The sequence below is a fragment of the Noviherbaspirillum denitrificans genome (assembly GCF_002211445.1).
GTDB lineage: Bacteria > Pseudomonadota > Gammaproteobacteria > Burkholderiales > Burkholderiaceae_D > Noviherbaspirillum > Noviherbaspirillum denitrificans.
The window spans coordinates 20,044-38,989 of sequence record NZ_LSTO01000001.1 but is presented as its reverse complement, the minus strand read 5'-3'; the positions used below and the strand labels follow the sequence as shown (position 1 = coordinate 38,989).

At 64.0% G+C, this 18,946-nt stretch carries 23 protein-coding genes; 17 read left to right on the top strand and 6 right to left on the bottom strand.

Going from position 1 to position 18,946, the window contains the following annotated elements:
- Window position 1: 1 nt before the first annotated feature.
- Complete coding sequence (locus AYR66_RS00230; protein ID WP_088705825.1) at window positions 2-1,426, bottom strand: murein hydrolase activator EnvC family protein; 1,425 nt, start codon at window positions 1,424-1,426, stop codon at window positions 2-4.
- Window positions 1,427-1,436: 10 nt separating this feature from the next.
- The gene (gene gpmA, locus AYR66_RS00225) at window positions 1,437-2,183 is read right to left on the bottom strand and encodes a 2,3-diphosphoglycerate-dependent phosphoglycerate mutase (RefSeq protein WP_088705824.1); all 747 of its coding nucleotides are present in this window, start codon (window positions 2,181-2,183) and stop codon (window positions 1,437-1,439) included.
- Window positions 2,184-2,289: 106 nt separating this feature from the next.
- On the opposite strand from gpmA, the gene AYR66_RS00220 reads away from it, so the two are divergent.
- From AYR66_RS00220 to AYR66_RS00200, 5 genes are all read left to right on the top strand, one after another.
- Window positions 2,290-2,691, top strand: coding sequence for a rhodanese-like domain-containing protein (locus AYR66_RS00220; protein ID WP_088705823.1), 402 nt, complete (start codon window positions 2,290-2,292; stop codon window positions 2,689-2,691).
- 14 nt (window positions 2,692-2,705) lie between these two features.
- On the top strand, window positions 2,706-2,969 hold the full coding sequence (gene grxC / locus AYR66_RS00215) for a glutaredoxin 3 (RefSeq protein ID WP_088705822.1): 264 nt from the start codon (window positions 2,706-2,708) through the stop codon (window positions 2,967-2,969).
- Window positions 2,970-3,042: 73 nt separating this feature from the next.
- A complete protein-coding gene (secB, locus tag AYR66_RS00210; protein WP_088705821.1) occupies window positions 3,043-3,549 on the top strand; it encodes a protein-export chaperone SecB in 507 nt (168 codons plus the stop codon).
- A 30-nt stretch (window positions 3,550-3,579) separates the two neighbouring features.
- Window positions 3,580-4,026 carry an SH3 domain-containing protein gene (locus AYR66_RS00205; RefSeq protein ID WP_088705820.1) on the top strand — a complete coding sequence of 149 codons (447 nt, stop codon included), beginning with the start codon at window positions 3,580-3,582 and terminating at the stop codon, window positions 4,024-4,026.
- A 26-nt stretch (window positions 4,027-4,052) separates the two neighbouring features.
- On the top strand, window positions 4,053-5,051 hold the full coding sequence (locus tag AYR66_RS00200) for an NAD(P)H-dependent glycerol-3-phosphate dehydrogenase (RefSeq protein ID WP_088709526.1): 999 nt from the start codon (window positions 4,053-4,055) through the stop codon (window positions 5,049-5,051).
- Between the two features lie 29 nt (window positions 5,052-5,080).
- On the opposite strand, the gene AYR66_RS00195 is transcribed toward AYR66_RS00200, so the two are convergent.
- The gene (locus AYR66_RS00195; RefSeq protein ID WP_088705819.1) at window positions 5,081-5,422 is read right to left on the bottom strand and encodes a cupin domain-containing protein; all 342 of its coding nucleotides are present in this window, start codon (window positions 5,420-5,422) and stop codon (window positions 5,081-5,083) included.
- Between the two features lie 244 nt (window positions 5,423-5,666).
- Between AYR66_RS00195 and gspG the strand changes: the two genes are divergently transcribed.
- The 12 genes from gspG to AYR66_RS00135 are packed head-to-tail and all read left to right on the top strand — an operon-like array spanning window position 5,667 to window position 16,773.
- Window positions 5,667-6,128, top strand: coding sequence for a type II secretion system major pseudopilin GspG (gspG, locus tag AYR66_RS00190; RefSeq protein ID WP_088705818.1), 462 nt, complete (start codon window positions 5,667-5,669; stop codon window positions 6,126-6,128).
- Window positions 6,125-6,625, top strand: coding sequence for a GspH/FimT family pseudopilin (locus AYR66_RS00185; RefSeq protein ID WP_420093120.1), 501 nt, complete (start codon window positions 6,125-6,127; stop codon window positions 6,623-6,625). Before gspG ends, AYR66_RS00185 begins: the two co-directional genes overlap by 4 nt.
- Before the next feature lies 1 nt (window position 6,626).
- A complete protein-coding gene (gene gspI / locus AYR66_RS00180) occupies window positions 6,627-7,007 on the top strand; it encodes a type II secretion system minor pseudopilin GspI (RefSeq protein WP_088705816.1) in 381 nt (126 codons plus the stop codon).
- On the top strand, window positions 7,004-7,618 hold the full coding sequence (locus tag AYR66_RS00175) for a PulJ/GspJ family protein (RefSeq protein WP_088705815.1): 615 nt from the start codon (window positions 7,004-7,006) through the stop codon (window positions 7,616-7,618). Before gspI ends, AYR66_RS00175 begins: the two co-directional genes overlap by 4 nt.
- Window positions 7,615-8,565 carry a type II secretion system minor pseudopilin GspK gene (gene gspK / locus AYR66_RS00170; protein ID WP_337366587.1) on the top strand — a complete coding sequence of 317 codons (951 nt, stop codon included), beginning with the start codon at window positions 7,615-7,617 and terminating at the stop codon, window positions 8,563-8,565. Before AYR66_RS00175 ends, gspK begins: the two co-directional genes overlap by 4 nt.
- An 18-nt stretch (window positions 8,566-8,583) precedes the next feature.
- Window positions 8,584-9,834 (top strand): type II secretion system protein GspL, encoded by a 1,251-nt coding sequence (gene gspL / locus AYR66_RS00165; protein ID WP_088705814.1) that lies wholly within the window; start codon window positions 8,584-8,586, stop codon window positions 9,832-9,834.
- Entirely contained in the window at window positions 9,834-10,328 is a 495-nt protein-coding gene (gene gspM, locus AYR66_RS00160) for a type II secretion system protein GspM (protein WP_088705813.1), read from the top strand. The genes gspL and gspM overlap by 1 nt, the downstream gene beginning before the upstream one ends.
- A gap of 10 nt (window positions 10,329-10,338) precedes the next feature.
- Window positions 10,339-11,112 carry a type II secretion system protein N gene (locus tag AYR66_RS00155; RefSeq protein ID WP_088705812.1) on the top strand — a complete coding sequence of 258 codons (774 nt, stop codon included), beginning with the start codon at window positions 10,339-10,341 and terminating at the stop codon, window positions 11,110-11,112.
- A complete protein-coding gene (gspD, locus tag AYR66_RS00150) occupies window positions 11,109-13,298 on the top strand; it encodes a type II secretion system secretin GspD (RefSeq protein WP_088705811.1) in 2,190 nt (729 codons plus the stop codon). The genes AYR66_RS00155 and gspD overlap by 4 nt, the downstream gene beginning before the upstream one ends.
- 2 nt (window positions 13,299-13,300) lie before the next feature.
- On the top strand, window positions 13,301-14,740 hold the full coding sequence (gene gspE, locus AYR66_RS00145) for a type II secretion system ATPase GspE (protein ID WP_088705810.1): 1,440 nt from the start codon (window positions 13,301-13,303) through the stop codon (window positions 14,738-14,740).
- 7 nt (window positions 14,741-14,747) lie between these two features.
- Complete coding sequence (gene gspF, locus AYR66_RS00140) at window positions 14,748-15,968, top strand: type II secretion system inner membrane protein GspF (protein WP_088705809.1); 1,221 nt, start codon at window positions 14,748-14,750, stop codon at window positions 15,966-15,968.
- Between the two features lie 22 nt (window positions 15,969-15,990).
- Complete coding sequence (locus tag AYR66_RS00135; protein WP_088705808.1) at window positions 15,991-16,773, top strand: type II secretion system protein N; 783 nt, start codon at window positions 15,991-15,993, stop codon at window positions 16,771-16,773.
- A 1-nt stretch (window position 16,774) separates the two neighbouring features.
- Here AYR66_RS00135 and AYR66_RS00130 read toward each other — a convergent pair whose 3' ends face one another.
- From AYR66_RS00130 to hslV, 3 genes are read right to left on the bottom strand one after another with little or no spacing between them, the layout of a single operon-like run.
- Window positions 16,775-16,975, bottom strand: coding sequence for a hypothetical protein (locus AYR66_RS00130; protein WP_088705807.1), 201 nt, complete (start codon window positions 16,973-16,975; stop codon window positions 16,775-16,777).
- 2 nt (window positions 16,976-16,977) lie between these two features.
- On the bottom strand, window positions 16,978-18,324 hold the full coding sequence (gene hslU / locus AYR66_RS00125) for an ATP-dependent protease ATPase subunit HslU (RefSeq protein WP_088705806.1): 1,347 nt from the start codon (window positions 18,322-18,324) through the stop codon (window positions 16,978-16,980).
- Window positions 18,325-18,349: 25 nt separating this feature from the next.
- Window positions 18,350-18,886 carry an ATP-dependent protease subunit HslV gene (gene hslV / locus AYR66_RS00120; protein WP_088709524.1) on the bottom strand — a complete coding sequence of 179 codons (537 nt, stop codon included), beginning with the start codon at window positions 18,884-18,886 and terminating at the stop codon, window positions 18,350-18,352.
- Between the last annotated feature and the right edge of the window lie 60 nt (window positions 18,887-18,946).

Sequence of the window (18,946 nt, the reverse complement as noted above, 5' to 3'; positions counted from 1 at the left end):
GTCACCTGATAGTTACCCACGCGAGTGGGTCGATTGCGCGGCCCTGATGCCGCATTTCAAAGTATAAACCCGAATTTTCGTTGCCGCCGCTGTTGCCGGCGCTGGCAATCACGTCGCCAGTCCTGACCGTATCGCCTACCCGTTTCAGGACCGACTGGTTATTGCCATAGATGGTCATGTACTGGCCGCCGTGGTCAATGATGATGAGGTTGCCGAATCCGCGCAACCATTCAGCGAAAATTACCTGTCCGGCGGCGACCGCCTTGACGTCCGCGCCCTCGGCGGCCCGGATGAACAAGCCCTTCCACGCAGGACCGTCCCCACGCTTGCTGCCGAACCGGGCAACAAGATCTCCCTTGACCGGCAGCCTGAGCTGGCCCTTGAGCGAAGCAAAGGCAAGATCGAGGCCCCGGGCTTGGACGCCGGGTTCGGGTGTGAGTTCATTTCGGGCCGTCAATTTTTTCGGCGGCTCATCGTCATCTATTGCATCAGGACTGTGCGCTGGCACCTTGACGGAACTCACTTTCCTGTCGGACTGCGGCTCGGATTTGTCTTTCGCGCGGGCGAGTTGTTCCTGGCGCTTCTTTTCGCGCGCCGCGGCTTCACTCTTTCGTTGCTCTTCAATTAACTTTGCAAGCCGGTCGACCAGCCCGGCAAGGCGCTGCTCGTCGCGTTCGATGTTGCCGGCTTCCTTGCGCTGCGATGCCAGCTTGGTGGACAGCTGGGCGAGCAGCGTGGCGCGGCGGGTCTTTTCTTTCTCGAGGTGGGCTTTCTGTTCGCGCTGTTCCTGCGCGATTTCCTCGAGTTCGTCGCGAGCTTCCTGGGCGGCGGCCTTATTGTCCTCGACCGCCTTCATGTTGGCACGCAGCGCATCGATCAGTTTCGCCTGTGCCTGCGAGACGTAGCCCATGTACTGCAGCTCGCGGTTGATGCGGTTCGGGTTGTCGCCGGAGAGCAGCAGCTTGATCCGGTCTTCGTTGCCTGCGACATACTGGTCGCGCAGCAGACGGGACAGGCGCCCCTGCTGTTCGGCGATGGTCTTGGCGAGCTGATCCTGCTGCTGCGACAGACGGACCAGCCTCGCTTCGGCATCCTTCTGTTCGCGGTCCAGTTCGTGCAGTGCGCGGTTGGCTTCCGAGATCGCCGCTTCCGAAGTGGAAAGGGCGTCGGCAGCGTGGCTCTTGGCGGTTTCGGTCTTGCTAATGTCGCGTTTCAGGGCTTCCAGCTTCTGCTGGAGTTCGGCACGCTCCGCCTCGGCGGCGCGCTTCTGGCGGGTGCGTTCGGTGACCTTGCTGGCGTGGGCAGGCGCGCTGCCCAGCACCAGGGCCACCCCGAGAACCGCGAGGGCAACCCACCCGGCATGGCGCAGATGCCGGGTGATCGAGGGGGATTCCTGTCGGTTTCCGGGACGGCTGAAGAACTGCATGGAAAAAGCGTTACTTCGCCTTTCCCTGGCTGGCGACGGCCTTCATGGCCGCTGCGATGGCTTCCTGGTCGCCCAGGTAGTAGCTCTTGATCGGCTTCAGGTTGGCATCCAGCTCATAGACCAGCGGCTGGCCGTTGGGGATGTTCAGGCCGACGATGTCCTGGTCGCTGATGCCGTCCAGCGACTTGATCAGCGCGCGCAGGCTGTTGCCGTGGGCGGAGATCAGGATCTTGCGGCCGGCCTTGATGGCGGGGGCGATTTCCTCGTCCCAGGCCGGCATCACGCGGGCGACGGTGTCTTTCAGGCACTCGGTCAGGGGAATCTGTTCCTTCTTCAGGCCGGCATAGCGCGGGTCGTTGTACGAGGTGCGCGGATCGTTTGCGTCGAGCGGATTGGGCGGCACGTCGTAGCTGCGGCGCCAGACCAGGACCTGCTCGTCGCCGTACTGGGCGGCGGTTTCCGCCTTGTTCAGGCCCTGCAGCGCGCCGTAATGACGCTCGTTCAGGCGCCAGTCGTGCTTGACCGGCAGCCACATCAGGTCCATCTCGTCCAGCGTCAGCCACAGGGTGCGGATGGCGCGCTTGAGGACGGAGGTGTAGCAGAGGTCAAAGTCGAAGCCGGCTTCCTTCAGGATCTTGCCGGCCTGGCGGGCTTCGTTGACGCCTTTTTCGGTCAGGTCAACGTCGGTCCAGCCGGTGAAACGGTTTTCGAGGTTCCACGTCGATTCGCCGTGGCGCATGAATACGATCTTGTACATAGGGGGAGATGATGAAAAATAGTGTATTTGGGACTTTGAAATACGGCTTCCGCATCTATTTTATAATGGCGGGATTGCCTAAAACCATTGAAACCACTGGAGTAACGTGAAATTCCTTCTTGATAACATCTGGCTGATCGGTATTGCTCTCCTCTCGGGAGGCGCTTTGATGTGGCCTAACCTGCAACGCCGCGGTGCCAAGGTTTCCACCCTTCAAGCTACCCAGCTTCTCAACCAGGGCAAGGCCGTCGTAGTGGACGTGCGCGAACCGGCGGAGTTCTCCGCAGGCCATTTGCGCGACGCCAAGAACATCCCGGCGGGCGAGTTGTCGAACCGACTCGGTGAACTCGACAAGTTCAAATCGAAGGCTGTGATCGCCGTTTGCCAATCCGGCACCCGTTCCGCAAAGGCGGCGGCGCAGCTGAAGAATGCCGGATTCAACGAGGCATTCAGCCTCGACGGCGGTGTTGCCGCTTGGCAGGCACAGGGCCTGCCGCTGACGAAGTAACGGAGCAAGCGATCATGACCGCACGCGTTTTAATGTACAGCACCGGCGTCTGCCCCTACTGCGTGATGGCGGAACGCCTGCTGACCGCCAAGGGTGTCCAGAACATCGAAAAGGTCCGCGTCGACCTGCAGCCGGAACAGCGCGTCGAGATGATGCAAAAGACCGGCCGCCGCACGGTGCCGCAGATCTACATCGGCGATACCCATGTCGGCGGCTTCGACGATCTCTCCAAGCTCGAGCACGAAGGCAAGCTGGACGCGCTGCTGCAAGGCGCTTAAACTTGGCCTTCTTTTAGTGGAAGGACGGCAGCAAGCCGTCCTTTTTCCTTCCTACATTCAACGAAAGACTTCCATGTCCGAGCAAAACAACCAGCCCGTATTCCAGATCCAGCGCGTCTACCTGAAGGACCTCTCCCTCGAGCAGCCGAACTCCCCGGCCATCTTCCTCGAGCAGGAAAGCCCGAACATCGAGGTGTCCGTGGACGTCGGTGCGGAAGCGCTGGCAGAGACGATTTTCGAGTCGACCGTCACCATCACCGTGACTGCCAAGATCAAGGACAAGGTTGCGTTCCTCGTGGAAGGCAAGCAGGCCGGCATTTTCGAAGCCGCCAACATCCCGGCGGAACAGCTCGACCCGCTGCTCGGCATCGGCTGCCCGAACATCATCTATCCCTACCTGCGCGCCAACATCGCCGACGTGATCACCCGTGCGGGCTTCCCGCCGGTGCACCTGGCCGAAATCAACTTCGAAGCCTTCTACCAGCAGCGCCTGCAGCAGCTCCAGCAACAACAACAGCAGCAACAGGCACAGGGCGCAACCGGCCTGGTGATGCCCGACGGCTCCCCGGCCAAGCACTAAGAAGCAGCCGCCATATCGCAGGGAGACTGGATGAAATCTGCGCGTCTGTTCGTGTTGTGCGCGGCGTTGCTCGCAGTGACGGGCGCAGCGCATGCGCTCGAGTTCAAATCGATCGGACCCGTGCCGGCCGTGTTCTATGACGCGCCGTCGCCCAAGGGGCGCAAGGTGTTCGTTGCGCCGCGCGGCATGCCGGTCGAAGTCGTCCTGACCTACGGCGAGTGGGTCAAGGTACGCGACATGGCGGGCGATCTGTCATGGGTGCAGGCACGCGCGCTGGTGCAGCGCCGTAGCGTCGTCGTGAATGCGGCGACTGCGCGCGTGCGGTCAGCGGCCGAAGAGGCCGCTCCCGTGGTCTTTACCGCGGAAAAGGGCGTGTTGCTGGACATGGTCGATTCCCCCGTAGGCGGCTGGCTCAAGGTGAAGCATCGCGACGGCCAGTCCGGTTTCGTGCGCGTTTCTGAAGTCTGGGGCGAGTGATGTCGCCCGCTGCCAGCTGCAGGTCCATGAACGTCTCCATTCTCGGCGCCGGTGCCTGGGGCACCGCGCTGGCGATCCTGCTCGCCGACCGCCACAAGGTCGTCTTGTGGGGGCGTGAAGAGGGGGCGATGCGCGATGCCGAGGCAAAGCGCGAGAATGCCGCCTACCTGCCCGGCTTTGCATTGCCGCCGGGCGTGCAGGCAACCGCCGATTTCCAGGCCGCGGTAGACCATGCCGGCCGGGGCGAAGGCCTGCTGATCATCGCATCCTCCGTCGCCGGCCTGCGTCCGCTGGCGCAGCGCCTGCAGGGCAAATCCATTCCCAACCTCGTCTGGCTGTGCAAGGGCTTTGAAGAAAAGACCCGGTTGCTGCCGCACCAGGTCGTGCGCGAAGTGCTCGGTGCGGAACTGCCGCATGGGGCACTGTCCGGGCCGTCGTTCGCGCAGGAAGTTGCGGCCGGTCTGCCTTGCGCGCTGACGGTGGCGTCGACATCGGCGGCACTGCGCGAATGCGTGGTGGCGGCGGTACATGGCCGCTCGATGCGCGTCTATTCGACCGACGACCTGGTCGGTGTCGAAGTGGGCGGCGCGGTGAAAAATATCCTGGCCATCGCCACCGGCGTCATCGACGGCATGGGACTGGGATTGAATGCACGCGCCGCGCTCATCACGCGCGGCCTCGCCGAAATAACCCGACTGGGTGTCGCCCTCGGCGGCCGTACCGAAACCTTCATGGGGCTGGCCGGCGTCGGCGACCTCATCCTCACCTGCACCGGCGACCTGTCGCGCAACCGCAAGGTCGGCCTCGGCCTGGCGCAGGGCAAGAAACTCGACACCATCGTTGCCGAACTCGGTCACGTTGCCGAGGGCGTGCGCTGTGCCCAGGCAGTGCGCGCGCTGGCGCAGGATGTGGGTGTCGACATGCCGATCACCAATGCGGTTGCAGCCGTCCTGTTCGACGGCGATTCGCCGCGCGCAATGGTCGAACGCCTGCTGTCGCGCGATCCGCGCGACGAAGCCGCCTGAATGCCGCCGGGAGATATTCCCGGCGCGCATCATCCTTTCATGTTTTCCTTGCGCAGGACGGTCATCAGCACCGAGGCATTGGCGCGCGCCTGCAGCGCATAGGGCGTATTACCGTGCAGGTAAAGCATCTGGCCTGCTTCCAGCGTTTGCGTACGGCCTAGTGCCTGGACATCGACTGTTCCTTCCAGGCATTGCAGGGTCAGTTCGGCCGGCACGCTGTGCTCCGGTATCGTCTTCCCCGCTGGCATCACCACGCGCATCACTTCGAAGTCGTCGGTCCTCGCCAGCGCGATGGAATCCGCCTCTGCCAGCTTGTCGCCCAAGGGGCGGATATCGATCAACTCTCCGGGAGCAGGACGATGCAGTGCCATGATGTTCTCCTTTGTTGTCTTGGAGACTATATTACGCCCATGTTTGTTCCTCGATTGCATGCGGGAACCGTCACGGCCAGTCGAGGTCTGTAGCAAGGCGGCGATTACAACCCACCGATACCGTGCCGCACAGCATCATCAGCATGCTGTTTTCCCCACAGACTTATTGCCCGCGCTCAAAGCATCCCATGCCCGTGCAGGCCTTATACTAGTGGTTTGTTTGTCATCCTTTGAAGATTCCTCGATGCTAACCAAAGTCATTTCCCTGCGCCGCTCGGCCGGCCGTACCGCCCAGCGCGGCTTTACCCTGATCGAAATCATGGTGGTGGTCGTCATCATGGGTATCCTTGCCGCACTGGTGGTGCCGAAGCTGATGGGCCGCGCGGATGACGCGCGCATCACCGCCGCCAGGCAGGACATCGCGACCCTGATGCAGGCGCTCAAGCTGTACAAGCTGGACAACCAGCGTTATCCGACGACCGAGCAGGGCCTGCAGGCCCTCATCGCGAAGCCGACCAGCGGCCCTGCAGCCAATGGCTGGAAGAATGGCGGCTATCTCGACAAGCTGCCCAAGGACCCCTGGGGTGGCCAGTACCAGTACCTGTCGCCGGGCGTCAAGGGTGAGGTCGACGTTTTCTCCTACGGCGCCGACGGCCAGCCTGGCGGTACCGGCAATGACGCAGACATCGGTTCGTGGGATCTATAGTCAAGCCTTCCAATCTCCAACAGCGTGTTGCGCGCTGCACTCCCGCGCGCGGCTTCACGCTGCTCGAACTGCTGGTGGTGCTGGTCATCGCCGGCATCCTGCTCGGCATGGTCGGCCTCAACGCCATGCAGGGCGAACGCCAGGTCCTGCAAGGAGAAGCGCAGCGCGTGGCGCTTCTCCTTCAGCTGGCCCGTGACGAAGCGATCGTGCGCAACCGGCCGATCGCCTTCGAGGCCGAACCCGAACGTTATCGCTTCCTGATCCGCGACGGCAACAAGTGGCAGGCGCTGACGCAGGACGACCTGCTGCGCGAGCGCGAATTCCCGCGCGGGCCGATTGCGCTCTCCATCGATCCGCCGACTGCCGCCGAATCCAATCCGATGCGCGTCGTATTCGGGCGCGAACCAGTGGACAAGCCCTTCATCCTGACCTTCACGCTCGGCGATGCCAGCGTGGCCATCCACGCCGATGGCGTCGGTCATTTTGTGGTCGAGTGACATGCGTCGGCGCTCCATTTCCACGCATGCCGGCTTCACCCTGCTGGAAGTGCTGGTCGCGCTCGTCGTGGTCGGCACGGCGCTCGGCGCCAGCCTGCGTGCAGTGGGCAGCCTCACCCAGAACAGCAGCGGCCTGCGCGCCTCCATGATGGCGACCTGGTCCGCCGAAAACCGGCTCGCCGAAATCCGCCTGCGACGCGAATATCCCGCCATCGGCAAACGCAGCTTCGCCTGCCCGCAGGGCGAATTGCGCCTCAATTGCGAGGAAGAAGTGTTCGCCACGCCGAATCCCTTTTTCCGCCGCGTCGAAGTGGTGGTGTACAACGAGGACGATCCTGGCCGTCAGATCATCAAGCTGGCGCAGATCGTGTCGCGCCAATGAAGACATCCCACCGCGGCTTCACGCTGATCGAATTGCTGGTCGCCATCACCATCATGGCGATCGTCGCCGTGCTCGGCTGGCGCGGGTTGGATACCATCGTGCGCTCGCGCGTGTCGCTCAACCAGGAGCTGGACCAGACGCGCGGCCTGCAGCTCGCCTTTGCGCAGATGCAAAGCGATACAGGGCATATCGCGAAGGTCGAGGATATCGGCCGTCGTCCGGTGCTCTCCGTGCAGGCGGGACGGCTGACGCTGGTGCGCATGGTGTTCGCCGAGAACCAGCCGTCGCGCGTGCAAGTTGTCGCCTATCGCATCGAAGGCGGCCTGCTCACACGCCGCGAATCGATTCCGACGCGTGACCTCAAGGAGCTGGACACCGCCTGGCTCACGGCGCTGGGTGACACGGCGACGGTCCCCGCGGTCACATTGCATGCAAGCATCGATGCCATGATCATCCGCAGCTGGGTCGACCGCGAGTGGCGCCCTGCGGGCATGGAAGGCGGAACCGGACCGGGCGGCGCGACCATTCCCCCGACCGGGCTGGAAGTCTCGCTCCGGGTGCGCGGCAGTCCGGAAAACCTGGTGAAGATTTTCCTGCTGGGTGCCGCATGATGAAGCGCAGAATTCATCGTCAACGCGGTGTCGCCGTCATCACCGCGCTGCTGCTGACCACCCTCGCGATCACCATCGTCGCCAGCCTCTTCTGGCAGCAGCAGGTGCAGGTGCGGTCCATTGAAAACCAGCGCCTGCAGTTGCAGAAGCAATGGATCCTGCGTGGCGCGCTCGACTGGGCGCGGCTGATCCTCGGCGAGGACAAGCGCATCGGCAACCGCTACGGCGATATCGACCATCTCGGTGAGCCTTGGGCGGTGCCGCTTGCCGAAACTCGCCTCGACCAGTACGTGGAAAAGGACAGGGCCGGTGATGTGCCGGATGCGGCGCTCTCCGGCGGCATCACCGATGCGCAGGCACGCTACAACTTGCGCAATCTCTGCAGCAACGGCGTCATCAACGACCAGGAGGTCGCGCGTTTCGGCAAGCTGCTTACCTTGCTCGGCATCAATCCTGCACTGTCACGTGCCACGGCGGTGCTGATGCAGTCGACACAGCCCAAGACCCCGTCACCCGGCGGCGCGCCTGCCGCCAAGGCCGATTCCGCACCCCTGCCAATGGAGCTGCTGCACGTCGACGACCTGCTGGCTGTACCCGGCTTTACGCCGGAACTTCTGGAGAAGGTCAGGAATTACGTGGTAGTCCTCCCCTCCGACGTGACAAAGATCAACGTCAACACTGCCCCCGCAGAAGTGATTGCTGCCAAAGTTGATACACTGTCGCTTGCCGAAGCGTCATCTTTGGTTGCGGCACGGCAAAGCCGACCGTTTCAATCATTGAACGACCTGCCTTTGTCGGCGGGACTTAATCGCGATGGCCTCGACGTCAAGACAAGCTATTTCTTTGTGAACGGCAATGTGCGCCTGAATCGCGCCGGCATGGAGATGCAGGCACTGATCAAGCGGGACCAGGCAAGGCAAACCGTCCTCTGGATACGCGAGTACTAAGAACAAGAAAGTGAGACCTTGAGCAACCTATACATCCGCCTGCCATCGCACGCCGCCGCCGAAGGCTTGCAGCCCGGCGTGCCGCTGTACTGCCACTATGCAGTCGCATCTGCCAGCGGCGCCGTCGAGCGAGAAGGCGTGGCTGCCTTGTCCGAACTGGCCGAGCAGGTGAAGCGCGCGCAACGCGTGGTGCTGCTGCTCGCCGCGAGCGACGTCACCCTGCTGCGCGTCAAGATGCCGCCGCTGTCCGGCGCAAAGCTGCGCGCGGCACTGCCCAATCTGGTCGAGGACCGCCTGATGAGCGATCCCGAGGAATGCGTGGTGGTCGCCGGTGACATGCATGCGGGTTTGCGCACGGTCGCGGTCGTCGGTCGCAACTGGCTTGAGCTACTGATACGTACGCTGCGTTCCCTTGGGGCGCGCAACATCTCGGCGGTACCCTCGCAACTGTGCCTGCCGTACCAGGGCGACACCGCTTCGGCGGCGGTCTCCGAACATGGCCCTGAAGCCGACCTCGCTGTCCGCGTCGCCGAACAGGATGGACTGGGACTGTCAATCATTGCCGATCAGCCCGAATCACTCGCATTCGAAGCGATGCAATCCCTCGCCGCGGTCGTGCCGGCCGCGCCCATCGCGCTCTATGTGCCGCAATCACGCGTGCGCGATTACCAGGAATCGCTGCATGTCGCGCCGACGCTGGAGCAGCGCATCACGCTGCACGCCGATAGCTGGCAACGCTGGGTTGCCGGCGCGGGCAAGGCAGGTGTCGACCTGATCGCGGGAATGGGCAGCGGCGCCGGACCGCAGTTCGACTGGAAGCCGTGGCGCTGGCCGCTGGTCATTGGTGCGGCGGTGCTGCTCGTCAACGTGATTGGCCTCAATGTCGACTGGCTTCGCCTCAAGCGCGAAGCATCGGCGCTGAGCAATGGCATGGTGCAGACTTACCGCGCGGCCTTTCCAAAGGATCCGGTCATTATCGATCCGCTCGCGCAACTCAGGCAGAAGATGGCCGGTGCACAGCGCGACTCGGGCCAATTGGCGCCGGACGATTTCCTTGCATTGGCGTCGGCATTCAGCGAAGCATGGGCATCGACCGGGCAAGGACCCGCACCGGTTGCCAGCCTCGAATACCGCGACCGCAGCCTCACCGTCAAACTCAAACCGGGCACGTCGGCGTCGATGGAGCAGCTGAAAACCGCGCTGTCGTCGCGCAACCTGTCGCTCACCCAGTCCACAGCGGGCGTCTGGCAAATCAGGAGCGGCAAATAATGGCGCGTACCAGTGGCATGAAACAATTCTGGAGCGAACGCAACAAGCGCGAGCAGAACATGCTGGCGCTGGCCGCCGTGGTCATTCTCTTCGGCTTGCTGTACGCGCTGCTGATCGATCCGGCAATCAGCGGGCGTGCCGACCTCGAAAAGAAACTGCCCAACCTGCGCCAGCAGGCGGCCGAAGTCCAGGCACTGTCGAAAGAAGCGTCTGCGCTCGGCAGCAAGACACCTGCGGCCGCGCCGCCGGCAATGACGCGCGAAAGCATCGAGGCGTCACTCGCACGCAAGGGGCTGAAAGCGCAGGGCGTCACCGTGAGCGGTGAGCTTGCCAAACTGCAATTGAATGGCGTGCCGTTCTCGGCGCTGGCCGAGTGGCTGGCCGACGCGCAGAAGACCGCACGCATGTCCGTACTGGAAGCAATGGTCGAAACACAGCAGCAACCGGACACGGTGAATGCCAACCTGACCCTGCGCCAGCAGCGCGGCGAGTGAGGAAAAGCCGGTGCGACGTCTCGTGATATGGTTGCTGGCGGGTACGCTCGCCATGGTGCTGACGCTGCTGGCGTTTTGCCCGGCAGCATGGATGGCCGCGCTGGTCGAATCGCAGTCGGGCGGACGCCTCGCGCTCGGCGATGCGCAAGGTACATTGTGGCGCGGGTCGGCTTTCGTCGGTGGCGCGCCAAGTGGCGCCGATCCGGTGACGCCCCTGCTGCCCGGACGGTTCGCCTGGCACTTGTCGCCGATGGTGCTGCTGGGGCAGGTGGATGTCGATGTCGAAAATGCCGAGGCGCTGTCGCAGCCTTTGAAGATTACCGGCGACTGGTTCCAGTGGCAGGTGAGCCCGGCGGCGGTCACACTGCCGGCAGAACGATTGGCCGGGCTGGGGGCGCCGCTCAATACCATCCAGCCATCGGGCCGCATGCAGCTGTCATGGACGCCGCTGCAGGTGGCGCGCCAAGGCAACGCAGTCGAAGTGGCCGGCACGGCGACGCTGCGCATGGAGGACATTGCGTCGCGTCTGTCACCGGTCAAACCCTTGGGCGCTTACCAACTGATAATGGACTGGCGCGGGCGGCAGGCGCAACTGGCATTGACAACGATCAAAGGGCCGATGCTGTTGAGTGGTAACGGCACGCTGACGAACGGTAGATTGCAGTTTTCGGGAAAGGCAGAAGCGGAAGCAGGTCAGGAAGAAAGGCTGGCAAATCTCTTGAATTTGCTGGGACAGCGCCGACGAGAAGGCGACAAGGATGTTATCGCGCTAGAGTTCAAATGAAAAAAAATCGATCAGCAGAAACATGGCAGGGCCGGGCCGGATTGCGCCGGGTGGGAGCGGCAGCGGTGCTGCTGTGTGCAATCGCCGGCGCGCCGGTCGCGTACACGCAGGACCCGGCCTCCAACCAGGCCACGCTCAACTTCGTCGGCGCCGACATCGAATCGGTGGTCAAGGCGGTCGGCCATTACACGCGCAACACCTTCATCATCGATCCGCGCGTCAAGGGCACCATCAACCTCGTGTCAGAGAAGCCGGTGACCAAGGCGCAGGCCTTGCAGATGCTGACCTCGGCGCTGCGCCTGCAGGGCTTCGCGGTGGTGCGGACAGAGGGCTTGCTCAAGGTGGTGCCGGAAGCGGATGCGAAGCTGCAGGCAGGCCCGACGCAGGCCGGCGACGTGCGCGGCGACCAGATCGCCACGCAAATCTTCCGCCTCAACTATGAATCCGCCAACAACCTGGTGCAGGTGCTGCGCCCGCTGATCTCCCCGAACAACACGATCAACGTCAATCCCGGCAACAACAGCATCGTCATCACCGACTATGCGGACAACCTGAAGCGCCTTGGCCGCATCATCGCCGCACTCGACGCGCCGGCCGTGGGCGACCTCGACATCGTCCCGGTACGCAATGCCTCCGCGAGCGACCTCGCGCAGGTGATCAACCGCTTGCTGGACCAGGGCGGCGCGCCTGCTGCCGGTCCCGACGCGGGCCGCGTCACCGTGCTGGCCGATGCGCGCAGCAATTCGCTCATCATCCGTGCGCCTTCCGTTGCGCGCGCCAACCTCGCCAAGTCGCTGATCGCCAAGCTCGACCAGCCGACCGCGCAGCCGGGCAACGTGCATGTGGTCTACCTGAAGAACGCGGACGCGGTGCGCCTTGCGCAAACCCTGCGCGCGGTTGTCGCGTCCGACACCAGCTCGCCGCAGCAGGCCGGCACACAACCGCAACCGCAGCAGCCGCAGGCTGCCGCACAGGGCCAGCAATCGCAGCTCGGGCAGGGGGCGCTGCAGCAATCCACGACGCCGGCCGCGCTGCCGACTGGCGGGCCGGCAGGCTTCATCCAGGCCGACCCCGCGACCAATGCGCTCATCATCACGGCCAGCGAAACCGTCTACCGCAACCTGCGCGCCGTCATCGACCAGCTCGATGCGCGCCGCGCGCAGGTGTACGTCGAATCGCTGATCGTCGAAGTTTCCGCCGAAAAAGCGGCGGAACTCGGCGTGCAGTGGGCCGGCCTGTCGGGCGACGACGCCAGCCGCTACCGCCTTGGCGTAGCCAGCGGTTTTGGTTCGGGAGGCAACAACCTGATTAACCAGGCCGTGAACAATGCCACCACCGGCAATCCGCTACCTCCAGGCAACGGCCTCAACATCGGCATCTTCCGTCAGGTCAACGGCGCGCTCACGCTCGGCGCAATCGCGCGCGCGCTGGAAACGCAAGGGAACGCAAACATCCTGTCGATGCCTAACCTCATCACGCTCGACAACGAGGAGGCGCGCATCATCGTCGGCCAGAACGTGCCTTTCGTGACCGGCCAGTTCACCACCCAGGCTTCGGGTGGCGCCGCCGGCGTCAATCCGTTCCAGACCATCGAACGCCGCGATGTCGGCCTCGCGCTGCGCGTGAAGCCCCAGGTGTCGGAAGGTGGAACGGTCAAGATGGCGATCTACCAGGAGATTTCCGCAGTCCTGCCGCGCACGGCGGGCACGTCGGACATCACCACCACCAAGCGTTCGATCGAAACCAATGTACTGGTCGACGACGGCCAGATCCTGGTCCTCGGCGGCTTGATCGAGGACCGGGTGGAAGACGGCGTGGAAAAGGTGCCGGCGCTGGGCGACATTCCCGTCGTCGGCAACCTCTTCAAGTACCAGACACGCAAGGGCACCAAGACCAGCCTCATGGTATTCCTGCGCCCGACCGTGGTGCGCACCAATTTCCAGAGCGTGAACCTCGCCGGCGACCGTTACGATTTCATCCGCAATGTGCAGAACGACTCGCGCGGCAGCAGCGTCATCCTGCCGGAAGTGCAGACGCCGGTGCTGCCGCCATTGCAGGATGGCCGTCCGGTCGGCGGCTCCATGTTGAACATTCCGCCGGCGGGCCGTCCGGAAGCGATGGGTGTGCCGCCGTCGACCCCGCCCTCAGGGGGAACGCCGCCGGCGGACCAGAACCAGAGTAAATAGCAATGAGTACCGTATTGAGCGACGCCCGTCTTTTGCCTTACGCCTTCGCCCGCGACCACGCCGTGCTTGCACGGCGCAGCGAGGCGGCGAACAACGCCGTCGAGGTGTGGGTGTCCGAAGCCACCGCGCCTTCCGCCATCGCGGAAGTCAGCCGCCGCTTCGGCCGCGTCAAGCTCAAGTCGATTCCGCGTGAAGAGCTGGAAGCAGCGATCGCGCGCACCTATGCCAATTCCGGCGATGATGCCGCACAGGTGGTGGACGAAGTCGAATCCGACCTCGACCTCACCAAGCTGATGCTGGACATGCCGGCCATCGAGGACTTGCTGGAATCGGCCGACGATGCGCCGGTGATCCGCATGATCAACGCGCTGCTGACCCAGGCGCTGCGTGAAGAGGCATCGGACATCCATATCGAGCCCTTCGAGCAGGTGTCGGTCGTGCGCTTCCGAGTCGACGGCGCATTGCGTGACGTGGTGCGTCCGAAGAAGGCCATCCACGCCTCGCTGATTTCGCGCATCAAGATCATGGCGCAGCTCGACATCGCCGAGAAGCGCCTGCCGCAGGATGGCCGCATCGCCTTGCGCGTTGGCGGCAAGGCGGTCGACGTGCGCGTCTCGACGCTGCCGACCGGCCACGGCGAACGCGCGGTGCTGCGCCTGCTCGACAAGGAAGGCGGCCGCATGGACTTGAGCCACCTCGGCATGAGCCCCGAGGTGCAGAAACAGTTCGACGACCTCATCAGCCAGCCGCACGGCATTGTGCTGGTGACCGGCCCGACCGGTTCCGGCAAGACCACCACGCTCTACGCTGCGCTGTCGAAGCTGAATGCGCCGGCAACCAACATCCTCACCGTCGAAGACCCGATCGAATACGAGTTGGCCGGCGTCGGCCAGACCCAGGTCAATGCGCGCATCGACATGACCTTCGCCAAGGCCCTGCGCGCTATCCTGCGCCAGGACCCGGACATCATCATGATCGGCGAGATCCGCGACCTCGAAACCGCGCAGATCGCTGTGCAGGCATCGCTCACAGGTCACCTCGTGCTGGCGACGCTGCATACCAATGATTCGGCCTCCGCGGTCACCCGCCTGCTGGACATGGGCATTGAACCTTTCCTGTTGTCGTCCTCGCTGCTCGGTGTGGTCGCGCAGCGCCTGGTGCGCAAGCTGTGCCCGGTCTGCCGCCGGCACGATGGGCACCAGTGGCATGCGGTCGGCTGCGACAAGTGCGGCCAGACCGGTTACCAGGGACGCGTCGGTGTGTACGAGCTGCTGGTCACCACCGATGAAATCCGTTCGCAGATCCACGACCGCGCGTCGGAGGCGGAGATTCGCGTGACCGCGCAGCGCGACGGCATGCGCACCATGCGCGAGGATGGCGAGCGCTGGCTTGCCGAAGGCGTGACCACGCAGGCCGAACTGCTGCGCGTGACGAAGGAGTAAAGGGCAGATGCCGGCATTCCGCTATGAAGCCGTCGATGAAGCAGGCGCGACTCGCAAGGGTGTGGTGAACGCCGATAGCGCACGCGCCGCACGCTCGGACCTGCGCTCGCAGGGCCTGGTGCCCATCGTCGTCGATGCCATCGCGGCCCAGGTCGACGAACTCGGACAGACGCGCCGCAGCATGTTCGGCGATCGGTTGTCGACGACCGAGCTGGCGCTGTTCACTCGCCAGCTTGCCAGCCTGCTCGAAGCCAGCCTGCCGCTGGAGCAGGCCTTCACCGCCTTGCTGGAACAGGCAGAGCGCCCCTATGTGCGCGATCTGGTTGCTTCGGTCCGTTCGGAAGTGATGGGCGGCTCCTCACTGTCGGATGCGCTGTCGCGGCATCCGCGCGACTTCGCCGACATCTACCGCGCGCTGGTCGCATCGGGCGAACAGATCGGCCAGCTGTCGCGCGTGCTGTCGCGCCTCGCCGATTACATCGAGCGCCGCAATTCCCTCGTGCAAAAAGTGCGGCTGGCATTTACCTATCCGGCCATTGTCACGGTGGTCGCGTTCTCGATCGTGATTTTCCTGCTGGCCTATGTCGTGCCGCAGATCGTGTCGGTGTTCGCCAATACCAAGCAGAAGCTGCCGCTCCTCACCGTCGTCATGCTGGCGATCTCCGACTTCGTGCGCGCCTACGGATGGCTGGTTGCGCTGGTGGTGGCGGCCGCTTTCCTTGCGTGGCGTACCGCGCTGAAGAATCCCGACATCAAGTTCGGCTGGCACCGCTGGCTGCTGAATGCGCCGCTCTACGGCAAGTTCGAACGCAGCCTGAACACGGCGCGCTTCGCCAGCACGCTCGCCATTACAACCGGTTCCGGCGTGCCCATCCTGCGCGCGCTGCAGACCAGCCGCGATACGCTGTCGAACGTCGCCATGCGCCAGCAGGTGGAAGAAGCAACTACCAGCGTGCGCGAAGGCGTGGGACTGGCGCGCGCCCTGTCCGCGCACAAGCATTTCCCGCCGATGCTGATCCACATGATCCGCGCCGGCGAAGTGACCGGCGAATTGCCGGCCATGCTCGAGCGAGCGTCGAACGCGCAGGAAACCGACCTGGAGCGGCGCGCGATGACGATCGCCGGCCTGCTCGAGCCTGCCCTGATCCTGGTCATGGGCGTGGTGGTCCTGCTGATCGTGCTGGCGGTGCTGATGCCGATCATCGAGATCAACCAGCTGGTGCGATAACAACAAAGAGAAAAGGACTGGAATGAGGCGCCTGCCGCTTATCGTGAGTTTCGTGCTGTTCGTGGCGCTATGCGCCTCGGTGGCGTACTGGGCGATGCAGCTGTTCAAGCCACCGGTGCGCCCGGTGGCTGCCCCGCCGCGCGTCGCGCAGGCCGAGATTCGGCCCGACGCCGCCGGCACGCTGTTCGGTAGCAGCAAGGGGCCCGTCGCGACGGCCAGCAATTATCAATTGCGCGGCGTGATCTTTTCGGGAAGCCCGCGCAGCAGCGTGGCGATCATCAGCGCCGACGGCAAGCCGGCACAGGCAATTGGTGTGGATGAGGAAGTTGTTCCGGGTGTAATGGTGAAGGAAGTGCACCGCGACCACGTGCTGCTGTCGGAAGGCGGCGCCAACAAGCGTGTCGACCTGCCGGATAATGCGAAAGGATTGGAAGGGATTGCAGCAGCACCGGCGACGACCCCAAGCCGGCCGGCAGCGAGCCAGCCTGTTCCTTCACGTGCGCAGGCGGCACAAGCAGCACAGCAACCGGTCCCTGCAATGCCGCCTGTCCAGGCTGTACCACAGGCAATCACACCGCAAACCGCACCCGCGCAGCCGCAACCTCCGCAGACACCGCCGGCGGCGCTTCCTGCTCCGTCACCAGCTCCGGTTCCGCCGGCAGCCACGACTACTGCGCCGCCAACCACAGTCGTCAGCCCAGCGCCCACAATACCTGCAGCACCTGCTCAGCCGGCTCCGGTACCCGTGCCGCCACAACCGCCCGCGCAATCGCTGCCGGGCGTTGCACCCGGCCCGATGCGCTGACTTACTTGTCGTCGGTCCCGCCGAGCAATTTCTTCAGCAGGCGCTCATGCAATTGCCTCTCGCCTGAAGCATTCTTGCGATGCGCGCCCGCCACCCTCTGCTTGGCGGCAAGCGCGATCGGATTGCGCGGCTTCAGCGCCCGCTGCGAGGGCTCGACACGGATGGTCAGCTTCTGCCGCTTGGCGAGTGCCTTGTTGGCCATGATTACAGCACGTAGCGCGACAGGTCTTCGTTGACGGCCAGCGCGCCGAGTTTGTCATTGACGTAGGCGGCATCGATCGTCACCGTCTGGCCGGAGGCGTCGGTGGCGGAGAACGATACTTCTTCCAGCAGTTTTTCCATCACGGTGTACAGGCGGCGCGCGCCGATGTTTTCCGTCTTCTCGTTGACCGAGAAAGCGATCTCCGCGAGCCGGCGGATGCCGTCGTCGGCGAACGCGATCTTCACGCCTTCGGTGCCCAGCAGCGCTTCGTACTGGCGCGTCAGGCAGGCATCGGTGCTGGTCAGGATGCGCTCGAAATCGGCGATCGACAGCGACTCCAGTTCGACGCGGATCGGGAAGCGGCCCTGCAGCTCCGGGATCAGGTCGGACGGCTTGGCGAGATGGAAGGCGCCGGAGGCAATGAACAGGATGTGGTCGGTCTTGATCATGCCGTACTTGGTATTCACCGTCGTGCCTTCCACCAGCGGCAACAGGTCGCGCTGCACACCGGCGCGCGACACATCCGCGCCACCGACTTCCGAGCGGCTGGCGATCTTGTCGATCTCGTCGAGGAACACGATGCCGTTCTGCTCGACATTGGCGATCGCCTTCTGCTTGAGTTCTTCGTCGTTGACGAGCTTGGCGGCTTCCTCGTCGACCAGCAGCTTCATCGCTTCCTTGATCTTCAGCTTGCGCTTCTTCTTGCGCCCGCCGCCGAGACCCGAGAACATGGACTTGATCTGCTCGGTCATTTCTTCCATGCCGGGCGGCGCCATGATTTCCATGTGCGGGCTGGCTTCGGACACTTCGATCTCGATTTCCTTGTCGTCCAGCGAACCCTCGCGCAGGCGCTTTCGGAAGGCCTGTCGAGTGCTGTTGCCCGCTTGTGCATCCGTTTCCGAAGCACTCGGCGTTGCGCTGAAGCCGAAGTCGCGCGGCGGCGGCAGCAGGATGTCGAGCACGCGGTCTTCCGCCGCGTCTTCGGCGCGCGTGCGCACCTTGCGCATTTCGGATTCGCGCGTCTGCTTGATGCCGATGTCCACCAGGTCGCGCACGATGGTGTCGACGTCGCGGCCGACATAGCCGACTTCGGTGAACTTGGTCGCCTCGATCTTGATAAAGGGCGCGTCCGCCAGTTTGGCGAGGCGGCGCGCGATCTCGGTCTTGCCGACGCCGGTCGGGCCGATCATGAGGATGTTCTTCGGCGTGATTTCGTGGCGCAGCGGCTCGCCCACCTGCTGGCGGCGCCAGCGGTTGCGCAGCGCGATGGCGACGGCGCGCTTGGCGCGGCCCTGTCCGACGACGTGCTTGTCGAGTTCGGAAACGATTTCTTGCGGAGTCATGTTCATGGTGTCTTGCCTGTATCGGATCGCGTTATTCGAGGGTCTCGATGGTGTGCGACAGGTTGGTGTAGATGCAGAGTTCGCCGGCGATAGTGAGCGCTTTCTTCACGATCTCGACCGGCGGCAGGTCGGTGTTTTCCTGCAGCGCCTTGGCGGCCGATTGCGCATACGCGCCGCCGGAGCCGATCGCACCGATGCCGCTCTCCGGTTCCAGCACGTCGCCGTTGCCGGTGATGATCAGGGTCGATTCGCGATCCGCCACCAGCAGCATCGCTTCCAGGCGGCGCAGCATGCGGTCGGTGCGCCAGTCCTTGGCCAGTTCGACCGAGGCGCGCATCAGGTTGCCCTGGTGCTTTTCCAGTTTGCCCTCAAAGCGCTCGATCAGGGTGAATGCATCGGCCGTGCCACCCGCGAAGCCGGCAAGCACCTTGCCCTGGTACAGCTTGCGCACCTTGCGGGCGCTGCCTTTCATGACGATATTGCCGAGCGTGACCTGGCCGTCGCCGCCCAGCGCGACGGTATTGCCGCGACGGACGGACAGAATGGTAGTGCCGTGAAATTGTTCCATGCTTTCCTCTGCTGAAATGCCGGCGCCGGAAATGCGCATCGGCAACGGGGTGTTCGGGTA

Coding starts and splice junctions, on each gene's coding strand:
- AYR66_RS00230 (WP_088705825.1), bottom strand. CDS start 1,426: ATGCAGTTCTTCAGCCGTCCCGGAAACCGACAGGAATCCCCCTCGATC.
- gpmA (WP_088705824.1), bottom strand. CDS start 2,183: ATGTACAAGATCGTATTCATGCGCCACGGCGAATCGACGTGGAACCTC.
- grxC (WP_088705822.1), top strand. CDS start 2,706: ATGACCGCACGCGTTTTAATGTACAGCACCGGCGTCTGCCCCTACTGC.
- secB (WP_088705821.1), top strand. CDS start 3,043: ATGTCCGAGCAAAACAACCAGCCCGTATTCCAGATCCAGCGCGTCTAC.
- AYR66_RS00205 (WP_088705820.1), top strand. CDS start 3,580: ATGAAATCTGCGCGTCTGTTCGTGTTGTGCGCGGCGTTGCTCGCAGTG.
- AYR66_RS00200 (WP_088709526.1), top strand. CDS start 4,053: ATGAACGTCTCCATTCTCGGCGCCGGTGCCTGGGGCACCGCGCTGGCG.
- AYR66_RS00195 (WP_088705819.1), bottom strand. CDS start 5,422: ATGGCACTGCATCGTCCTGCTCCCGGAGAGTTGATCGATATCCGCCCC.
- gspG (WP_088705818.1), top strand. CDS start 5,667: ATGCTAACCAAAGTCATTTCCCTGCGCCGCTCGGCCGGCCGTACCGCC.
- gspI (WP_088705816.1), top strand. CDS start 6,627: ATGCGTCGGCGCTCCATTTCCACGCATGCCGGCTTCACCCTGCTGGAA.
- AYR66_RS00175 (WP_088705815.1), top strand. CDS start 7,004: ATGAAGACATCCCACCGCGGCTTCACGCTGATCGAATTGCTGGTCGCC.
- gspK (WP_337366587.1), top strand. CDS start 7,615: ATGATGAAGCGCAGAATTCATCGTCAACGCGGTGTCGCCGTCATCACC.
- gspM (WP_088705813.1), top strand. CDS start 9,834: ATGGCGCGTACCAGTGGCATGAAACAATTCTGGAGCGAACGCAACAAG.
- gspD (WP_088705811.1), top strand. CDS start 11,109: ATGAAAAAAAATCGATCAGCAGAAACATGGCAGGGCCGGGCCGGATTG.
- gspE (WP_088705810.1), top strand. CDS start 13,301: ATGAGTACCGTATTGAGCGACGCCCGTCTTTTGCCTTACGCCTTCGCC.
- gspF (WP_088705809.1), top strand. CDS start 14,748: ATGCCGGCATTCCGCTATGAAGCCGTCGATGAAGCAGGCGCGACTCGC.
- AYR66_RS00135 (WP_088705808.1), top strand. CDS start 15,991: ATGAGGCGCCTGCCGCTTATCGTGAGTTTCGTGCTGTTCGTGGCGCTA.
- AYR66_RS00130 (WP_088705807.1), bottom strand. CDS start 16,975: ATGGCCAACAAGGCACTCGCCAAGCGGCAGAAGCTGACCATCCGTGTC.
- hslU (WP_088705806.1), bottom strand. CDS start 18,324: ATGAACATGACTCCGCAAGAAATCGTTTCCGAACTCGACAAGCACGTC.
- hslV (WP_088709524.1), bottom strand. CDS start 18,886: ATGGAACAATTTCACGGCACTACCATTCTGTCCGTCCGTCGCGGCAAT.